This window comes from Caulobacter radicis (genome assembly GCF_003094615.1).
GTDB lineage: Bacteria > Pseudomonadota > Alphaproteobacteria > Caulobacterales > Caulobacteraceae > Caulobacter > Caulobacter radicis.
This window is the reverse complement of record NZ_QDKO01000045.1, coordinates 32948-41557: the sequence shown is the minus strand read 5'-3', so window position 1 is coordinate 41557 and position 8610 is coordinate 32948. Positions and strand designations below refer to the sequence as shown.

At 67.4% G+C, this 8610-nt stretch carries 9 protein-coding genes and 1 tRNA gene; 4 read left to right on the top strand and 6 right to left on the bottom strand.

Features of this window, described 5'->3' with window-relative positions:
- A partial coding sequence (locus DDF62_RS26430; protein ID WP_244286948.1) for a hypothetical protein occupies nt 1-121 on the top strand: 121 nt, incomplete at its 5' end.
- Between the two features lie 82 nt (nt 122-203).
- Here DDF62_RS26430 and DDF62_RS25255 read toward each other — a convergent pair.
- The 5 genes from DDF62_RS25255 to murA form a co-directional block, all read right to left on the bottom strand.
- Nucleotides 204-935 (bottom strand): hypothetical protein, encoded by a 732-nt coding sequence (locus DDF62_RS25255; protein WP_133244994.1) that lies wholly within the window; start codon nt 933-935, stop codon nt 204-206.
- 405 nt (nt 936-1340) lie between these two features.
- Nucleotides 1341-3251 carry a M1 family metallopeptidase gene (locus DDF62_RS25245; RefSeq protein ID WP_116491678.1) on the bottom strand — a complete coding sequence of 637 codons (1911 nt, stop codon included), beginning with the start codon at nt 3249-3251 and terminating at the stop codon, nt 1341-1343.
- 50 nt (nt 3252-3301) lie between these two features.
- Nucleotides 3302-4417 (bottom strand): hypothetical protein, encoded by a 1116-nt coding sequence (locus tag DDF62_RS25240; RefSeq protein WP_116491677.1) that lies wholly within the window; start codon nt 4415-4417, stop codon nt 3302-3304.
- Nucleotides 4418-4670: 253 nt separating this feature from the next.
- Complete coding sequence (locus DDF62_RS25235) at nt 4671-5111, bottom strand: DUF2948 family protein (RefSeq protein ID WP_116491676.1); 441 nt, start codon at nt 5109-5111, stop codon at nt 4671-4673.
- A gap of 3 nt (nt 5112-5114) precedes the next feature.
- On the bottom strand, nt 5115-6404 hold the full coding sequence (gene murA / locus DDF62_RS25230; protein WP_116491675.1) for a UDP-N-acetylglucosamine 1-carboxyvinyltransferase: 1290 nt from the start codon (nt 6402-6404) through the stop codon (nt 5115-5117).
- 352 nt (nt 6405-6756) lie between these two features.
- Here murA and DDF62_RS25225 point away from each other — a divergent pair.
- Nucleotides 6757-6831: transfer RNA gene (locus DDF62_RS25225), tRNA-Thr, on the top strand.
- Nucleotides 6832-6916: 85 nt separating this feature from the next.
- Here the strand turns inward: DDF62_RS25225 and DDF62_RS25220 are convergent.
- Entirely contained in the window at nt 6917-7351 is a 435-nt protein-coding gene (locus DDF62_RS25220) for a VOC family protein (protein WP_116491674.1), read from the bottom strand.
- 295 nt (nt 7352-7646) lie between these two features.
- Here DDF62_RS25220 and DDF62_RS25215 point away from each other — a divergent pair, with 295 nt between their 5' ends.
- Both DDF62_RS25215 and DDF62_RS25210 read left to right on the top strand, forming a co-directional pair.
- Entirely contained in the window at nt 7647-8276 is a 630-nt protein-coding gene (locus tag DDF62_RS25215; RefSeq protein WP_116491673.1) for a lytic transglycosylase domain-containing protein, read from the top strand.
- Nucleotides 8276-8608: a TrbC/VirB2 family protein gene (locus DDF62_RS25210; RefSeq protein ID WP_116491672.1), complete on the top strand. Its 333-nt coding sequence runs from the start codon at nt 8276-8278 to the stop codon at nt 8606-8608. Before DDF62_RS25215 ends, DDF62_RS25210 begins: the two co-directional genes overlap by 1 nt.
- Nucleotides 8609-8610: the final 2 nt, after the last annotated feature.

The following is an 8610-nucleotide window of genomic DNA, read 5'->3' as shown; positions in this document are numbered from 1 at the left end:
GCTCGACATGGGCCGCTCGGCCACCAACGTCGTCGGCAACTCCGTCGCCGCCGCCGTCGTCGCCAAGTGGGAGGGCGAGCTGGACGAGGTGGATCCGGAACTGGCCAAGGCCTCGGCCTGATCCACGATCCGGGATCGAAACAGAAAGGGCGGGACCGCAAGGTCCCGCCCTTTCTTTTGGCGGCTTTTCGGCCCTGGAGGCGCTAGGTTCCCTTAACGACAGCGCCAACAGGTGGTTTGATAGCCTCCCACCGCTCGGCAATGGCGAGGCAGGCAGCATCCATCTCTTTGTAGAGATAGTTAGCATTGCCTGGAGCTTCGTGAACGACACCGCTTTGGGCGTCTAGGATCGCGCAGAGCTTCTTTTCAGGCTCAGCAATTTCAAGATCCGCCAGCTCCGTCATACGTCCGAATATAAAGGCCGACTGATAGGAGGCAACCTTGGCATTCAGCGCCTTGCCCTTCGCATAACGAAGCATGACGGCACCGGTCCTGACTTTGTTGGTCTTGGTAATCCGCTGCAGCATGGCGTCGGGTTGAAAGGTTACCCGAACGCCGTTGATACTGTGATCGGGAAAACTCTTCCCGGCAGATATGTCCGCCTTGGGCATATCGAGCACCGGCACGACGTCGGCAAACCGGGAGACGTAGTCGGCATTGTGCTCGTTTAAATCGCTCTCGAATTGACTATCGGCTATCTTGCTACGGATAAAATTAGCTCGTTCTTTCAATGCGCTGACGTCCACCGAGCCAGAGAGAAGCGCTGAAGTCACTGCCGCCCTGGCCTCAACGTGCTGAATCACGCGGACAGTGGGCCGGTACTTGCAACTCTGCACGATGCTGCGCCTCGCCTGTTCCGAGGCTGCCATGTAGTCGGCTAAACGGGCGGCCGACATCTGGGGATTTGGGCGCAGCGTGTGAGTGAACTGTTCCACGAATCTGCCCTGCTAAGGTTGTGAAAATGGCAGACTACTACCTGAGCGCAGACTTGGACAATGAGACCACCCTGTGCCTCTCGCCCTTGACCGATAAGCGCCTAGAGATGGCTGGTGCTGAGGTATCCGATATCAGCGGCTACTTCCTCTACACGGTACAACGCTCATGTCAGCCGGAGCGGGTGGAAATTCTAGCGCGCGTGGCTACGGAAGACGCCGTGTGGCGGTTAAAATCTATGTTTGGTTTAAGCTGAAACCGACACTTGCCGTTCCTAACGCGCTCCCGTTCATATCTCCTATGGTGAAACCCTAAACCGCCGCAACTCAAACCCGCAGCATCTGCAAGAGTCCGAGTCGCGGCAGGAGGCACCCAGGAAGGCGAAAAACGGGAGAGGCCGCTGCCCCCTACTTCACCGTCTTGTCGACCGTCTCGCGGGTCACCGCGTGATAGAGCGGCCGGCTCTGCGCGTAGATGCGCCTGGCGATCGACTGGCCCCAGTCGCCCTGGCCCCACAGCGACACGAACAGCGGGGCGACGAACTTGCGGCGGCCCTGGCCGGTCAGGAACTGCTCCAGCGACGGCACGGCCGGCTCGTAGCGGTTGGCCACGGCCAGTTGCAGCCAGGCGAAGCGGATCTCGCTGTTGCCCTGGGCCGAAAGGCCAAAGGCCGCGTCGACGGCGGCCAGGCGTTCGGCCGACAGCTGCCGCGGCAGGCTGCCGACGAAGCGCACCCGCTCGGACGTGCTCCAGGCCTTCCAGGCCTCGAGCGGCGCGGCCCCGCCGGCCGCGAAGGCCTTGGCCTGGGCGTCGACGGTCTCGAAGGCCTTGGACTGCACGTGGACAGCGTTCTCCGGCAGGCCCGGCTGGTAGACCCAGCGCTGGACGTCGATCTTCGCCTCCAAGGCCTTGTCGCCCTTGAACAGGTGCGTGCGCAGGTCGGCGATGAAGCCCTCGGCGGTCTGCGGCTGGAAGGCGTGGCGGTCGAAATAGCCGCGCAGATAGGCGTCCCAGCGCTCGCGGCCGACCTCCTTCTCGATGGTGCGCAGGAAGGCCGCGCCCTTCTCGTAGGGGATGTCGGTCATGCCGTCGTCGGGATCGCGGCCGGTCAGGTCGATGTGCAGGCGGGTGTCGGGACCGGTCGGGCCGCCGGCCTCCTCGATCGCCCGGTGCAGGTCGGTCCAGCCCAGGTCGGCCAGCATGGCGGCCGTGTCCTTGCCGTACAGGCTCTCCATGATCCGGTTCTCGAAATAGACCGTGAAGCCCTCGTTGAGCCAGAAGTCGGCCCAGGTGGCGTTGGTCACCAGGTTGCCCGACCACGAGTGCGCCAGCTCGTGCGCCACCAGGCTGACCAGCGAGCGGTCGCCGGCGATGATGGTCGGCGTGGCGAAGGTCAGGCGCGGGTTCTCCATGCCGCCGAACGGGAACGACGGCGGCAGGACCAGGAGGTCGTAGCGGCCCCAGCGATAAGGCCCGTAGAGCTTCTCGGCGGCCTCGACCATCTTCTCGACGTCGGCCAGTTCCCAGGCGGTGGCCTTCATCACCGACGGCTCGGTGTAGACGCCGGTGCGCTGGCCCAGCGGCTGGAACGTCAGGTCGCCGATGGCGATGGCGATCAGATAGGGCGCGACCGGCTTGTCCATCCTGAAGCGGTAGGCGCGGCCGCCGGCGACGGGTTCGCCGTCGGGGGTCAGCTGCTCGGCGCTCATCACCGCCTTCAGGCCCTCGGGCGCGACGATGCGGGCGGTCCAGGTCTGGCGGACGCCCGGGCTGTCCTGGGTGGGGATCCAGGTGCGGTTGAGGATCGCCTCGCCCTGGCTGAACAGGTAGGGCTTTTGCTTGCCCGCCGTCTGCGAGGGCGACAGCCATTGCAGAGCCGCGCCGTCCGGGGCGCTTTCATAGGCGATGACGATGCGCTTGGCGCCGTTCAGGGTCACGGTCAGCGGCGCGCCCAGGTGCGGGTCGGCCGCCCCCAGGGTCCACTTCAGCGGCTGCCCCTTGGCGTTGGTGATCGACTTGATCACCAGGCCCTTGCTGTCGAGCACCACGTCCTTGGCCCCCGGCGCGAGCTTGAGGTCGAGGGCGGCCGTGCCGACCATCTTCTTGCCCGTGAAGTCGGCGGTCAGGTCGAGGTCGACATGGGTGACGCGGGCGATCTTCGGCTTGGCGTAGGAGTGGATGTCGCTCGCGTCAGAGGCCGTCGACAGCGGCGCGACCATCGGCTTGGCCGGCGCGGCCTGGGCGAGGGCAGGAACGGCGGCGGCGCCGAGCAGCGCGGCCATCAGGACGGCGCGCGGGGTGTTCGAGATCAGGGACATGGGCAATCCGTGGAAGCGGAACTTTGCCCCCTTATTCCAGATACGGACGGCTACAGATAGTCGAGCAAGCTCATGCCGGTCTTGATCGACCCGTCGGGGCCGAACATCGACGAAAGTTTCGCCGACAGGTTCTGCGTCGCGACCATCTTCTCGTACAGCGCCGGGGTCCAGCCGACCGCCTCGCGCTCCTCGCTGCTCATCGAGACGTACTGCGAGACCAGCGTCCGCCCGAAGGCCGAGCCGTCGCCCGACTGCTGGGCCGCCTTCCAGTAGGACGACACGCCCTCGCGGTTGCGGCTGCGGATCTCGCCGGCGGCTTCCTTGGCCTCATGCTCGGAGAACTGGCCGCCCTTGTTCAGCGCGATGGCCGACAGCGAACGGTCGTCGAAGCGGGCAAAATCGATCTTGCCGGCGTCGGGGCCCGTGGCCATCCCCTCGCCCGTCGCCAGCGAATACTGGCGGTCCAGCGCCACGCGGACGTCGGCGACCACGTCGGCGATGTCGCGCGAGCGGGGGTTGGAGACGACGCCGCCATTGGCCTTGACGTAGGCGGCGACCGGATCGTCGGCGATGCCGGTGGGCGCGGTTCCGGGCTTGGCGGTGGACTGGCGCAGGCCCTCGACCAGGGCGGCCTTCTCGTTCTGCCACTTCAGCGTGGCCTTCTCCTCGGTTCCCGCGCCCTCGTGGCGGGTCAGGGCGGCCTTGTAGAGGCCGGCATAGTCGCCGGTGACCCGGGCGTCGGCCGCGGGTCCGGCCAGGGCGGCGTTCTGCCCTGACTGCAATTGCAGGCTGGCGACCACCTGCTCCTCGATCGGGAACTTTCCGCCCTGGTTGGAGGCGATGGCGTAAAGGGCCCGGCGATCCAGGCCCGAGACGTCGATCGTCGCCTTGCCGTCCTTCAGGGCGCTGGTCGCCTTGGCGGCCGACAGCAGGGCGTCGAGGCCCTTGCGGGCGTCGGAGACCACCGTGGCCAGGTCACGGCCGTCGGCCTTGCCCGCCAGCGCCGCCTGGGCTTCGGCCGACAGGGTGACGCTGACGCTGGACGCGCCTGTCCTGGCGGCCTCGGCGGCCTTGGCCTGCTGCTGGGCGGCGGTCCCCGTCTGGCTGTTCGTCGCGCCCGTATAGGCATAGGCGGCGGCGTAGCCTTGCGACCCGATCCTGGTCATCACGCACTCGCGTTCGATTCAACTTCGGCGAGTTGTATCAGGCTCGATGCGATTTGAAATGTTTGGAAATCAGAAGGTTGGTTGGTTAACGGTCAACACCCCCGTCCCGTCATTCCCGCCCTTGTGGCAGGAACCTCTGGTTCCGCTCGCACGGGCGACGCAAGCGGCGTGCCGAGCACGCCGCCGCACGCTCACTTGCGGCTGACAGAGGGGTTCCCGCCACAAGGGCGGGAATGACGGGAGGCTAAAGAGCTTAGCCCTCGTGACCCGGCTTGCGCGGGGTCGTCCAGGGGTCGGACACGTCGGCCAGCACCACCTCGATGCAGTCGACGGCCACCTTCAGGTCGCCGCCGCCGGCGAAGGTCAGCAGGATCGTGCCGCCCGGGGCCTCCTGCCCCGGCTCGAACGCCACCGACAGCAGTTCGACGACCGCCTGCTTGGCGTCGCGGCGCAGGTTGCGGGCCTGGACGCCGGTGACGTCGCCCAGTTGCAGGGCCGAGCGCACGCGCTCGCCGCCCTTGCCCCGCTTGCCGCCCGCTTCCCAGCGGAAGCGGTTGCAGGCGAGCGTCAGGGTGCGGGCCCCGGCGTCCCAGCGGATGTCGCCGATCTTGGCCACGGCGTCCTGCAGGGCGGCCGAGACCACCTCGAGATCGGCGGGCTCCTGGGCCAGCAGGCGAAGGGGGGCTGCGGTCATGGCTTACAGCTCCGGTTCGCCGTCGCCCTTGATGCGACGCACCTGGGCCCCGCAGGCGCCTAGCTTCTCTTCCAGGCGTTCGAAGCCGCGATCCAGGTGATAGATGCGCGACACGACGGTCTCGCCGCGCGCCACCAGGCCGGCGATCACCAGGCTGACGGACGCGCGAAGATCGGTGGCCATCACCTCGGCGCCTTCCAGCTGGGCGACGCCGCGCACGCGGGCCTCGCCGCCGTGCACCGAGATATCGGCGCCCAGGCGCATCAGCTCGGGGGCGTGCATGAAGCGGTTCTCGAAGATGGTCTCGCGGATGTGGCTCTCGCCGTTCGCCGTGGTCATCAGGGCCATGAACTGGGCCTGCAGGTCGGTGGCGAAGCCGGGGAACGGCGCGGTCTCGATGTCGACCGCGTTGAGGCGCGAGCCGTTGCGCTTGACGATGACGCCGTCTTCGGTGCGCACGACCGTGGCGCCAGCCTCCTCGAGCTTGACCGACAGGCTCTCGATCAGTTCCGGACGGGCGTTGGTCAGGCGCACTTCACCGCCGGCCATGGCGGCGGCGACGGCGTAGGTGCCCATCTCGATGCGGTCGGGGATCACCGAGTGCGTCGCGCCCTTCAGGCGGGCCACGCCGGTGATGGTGACGGTGGGGGTCCCCGCGCCCTCGACCTTGGCGCCCATGGCGTTCAGGCATTCCTGCAGGTCGACCAGCTCCGGCTCGCAGGCGGCGTTCCTGATCACAGTCACGCCGTCGGCCAGCACGGCGGCCAGCATGGCGTGCTCGGTGGCGCCGACCGAGACGATCGGGAAGCTGATCTCGGCGCCCTTCAGGCCGCGCGGGGCCTGGGCGTAGACATAGCCTTCGTGCAGGTCGATCTTGGCGCCCAGGGCCTCCAGGGCCTGCAGGTGCAGGTCAACGGGACGCGCGCCGATCGTGCAGCCGCCGGGCAAGCTGACCTTGGCCTGGCCCGAGCGGGCGACCAGCGGGCCCAGCACGTTGAACGAGGCGCGCATCTGGCGCACCAGGTCATAGGGCGCGAAACCGCTGGTGATCTCCGGCGCGTGCAGGATGGTCTGCTGGCCGTCCGGACCGTCGCTTTCGGTGACGCTGACGCCCAGGCGCGTCAGCAGCTTGCCGAGGAATCGCGTGTCGGCCAGGCGCGGCATGTTGGTCAGGCGCAGCGGCTCGTCGGTGAGCAGGCTGGCGGCCATCAGCTTGATGGCCGAGTTCTTGGCGCCGCTGACGGGGATGACCCCGTTCAGCTGCGCGCCGCCGGTGATGGCGATGCGATCCAATGAAAATCCCTCGAACGCGCGAAAAAGACGTCCTTCGCGCGGGTCACATGTGAGGTCGCGGTTCTAACGCTTGCAAGAGGTCATGCAAGAGGCCGCGCCGATTCCCCTATTCGTCGCCTTGCGGGGACGATTCAGGCTTGGCCGCGGCGCTGGCGGGCGCCTTTCGACGGCGAAGGTTGGTTCGCAGGGCCTGGGCCAGCCGCGCCTCGCGATCGGCTTTTTCCTTGTCCTGACTGGGGTTTGACGTCGGTGACCGGCTCATGTGTCCACAGGTGAATTGCGTGCGGACCTCGGTCTATACGATTTGGGCTTTGCAATCCCGGAAATCGTTGGCTATACGCCCCTCCTCGCCGCCGCCGTAGCTCAGTGGTAGAGCGCATCCTTGGTAAGGCTGAGGTCGGCAGTTCAATCCTGCCCGGCGGCACCACGGGGACCCAGATGGAAGTCTGGGTCCCCACCACACTCCAAAAATGCGGCGAGATCCAAACGCTTAAGGCGACGCGTGACGCGTCCTACAGGCTTCCCGCCTCGCCGGCCGGGACTGGTCCCTGCACGAACTCGATCAGGTTTCCGGCCAGGTCGCGGATGAAGCAGGCCGTGCCGTGCGGCATGACCTTCAGCCAGACGATGTCGGCGCCCCTGCTCTTCAGTTCCTCGACCAGCGCGGGCACGTCCGGCGCGACGAAGGCCACGTGCTTGACGCCATGGGTGTGGACGTCGCGATCCGGGATCCGGCGCTCGTCCGGCAGCGGCGCGGCGCCGGGAACCTCGAACAGCTCGATCCGCAGGTCGCCATTGGCGATCATCGCCACCTGCGCGGGAATGGTCGGGATCTCGAACCGGCGCTCCAGGGAAAAGCCCAGCACCCGCCCGTACCATTCCACCGCCGCGTCGAGGTCGGGGACGCTGATTCCGCCGTGATGGAAGCCGTACCGGAAGCCGCTCATCGATAGTCCCCGCCGCGCGCATGGAGATCGCCATGCGATCGCGCATTGTCGCGGGTCGAGGACGGAGCGCCACTCGCCCATGCGGTCCTCTCGCACAGCGAACGCGCGCGCCCGCAGCTTAAGTATAAGCGCCCTATACTTGGCCAAGCTGAAGCTTGCGCGACGCCGAACGTAGACTTTCCGACACAAATAACTGGTTACCGATGCGCTGTCCTGACGCATTACGCGAGTCAGATACGCCCTATACACATCGATTAAGCATATTGTTTAACCACAGCTGATCGGGGGAGCGTCGATGACGTTCGACTTCGCGCGCCGGGCCATCGGCCTGGCGGCCATAGCGACCTGCTGCCTGCTCGCCACCCTCGCGGTTTCTCGCCCGGTCGCCGCCCAGGTCCTGGAGATCGGCGACGAGGGCGAGGTGACCCGTTTCGAGGGCCCGGCCGTCTATACCGACGACTCCGTGGAGGCCATCGCGGCGCCGCTGGCGCCGGTGGTGGAGGCCGGCCACGAGGAGGTTCGCCGCGAGATCGCCGTCGCGGCCGCCGCCTACGCCCTCGATCCGAAGCTGGTCGAGGCCGTCGCCTGGCGCGAAAGCCGCTTCAAGCCGACCGCCCGCTCGCGCAAGGGCGCCATGGGCGTCATGCAGCTGATGCCGGCGACCGCCCGCGACCTGGGCGTGGATCCATCCGACATGGCCCAGAACGTCCGCGGCGGGGCGATGTATCTGCGCCAGATGCTCACCCGCTTCGGCGGCGACGTGAAGCTGGCCCTGGCCGCCTACAACGCCGGCCCCGGCGCCGTCCTCAAGCACGGCGGCGTGCCGCCCTACGCCGAAACCCAGGCCTACGTGACCTCGATCCTCGGCCGCATGGCCGTGTCGGGCGCCGCCCTCGCCGTCCCCGCCCTCGGAGCCTCCAACTGATGCGTAAACTTGTAAGCGTCCGCGCCGCCGCACTGGCCAGCGCCCTCCTCGCCGCCGCCGGCCAGGCCCATGCCCAGGCCACGCAGTCCCAAGGGGCTTTGGCCGACCCGCAGGGCTCGTCGGCCGTGCTGTCGGGCGTGATGTGGCTGCAAGGCACGCTGCTTGGCAACGTCGCCACCGCCGTGGCGGTGATGGCCGTGGCCGCCGTCGGCTTCATGATGCTGACCGGCCGCATGAACTGGCGCTACGGCGCGACGGTCATCCTGGGCTGCTTCATCCTGTTCGGCGCGACGACCATCGTCAGCGGCATCCGCACCGCGGCGGGCGCGTAAAG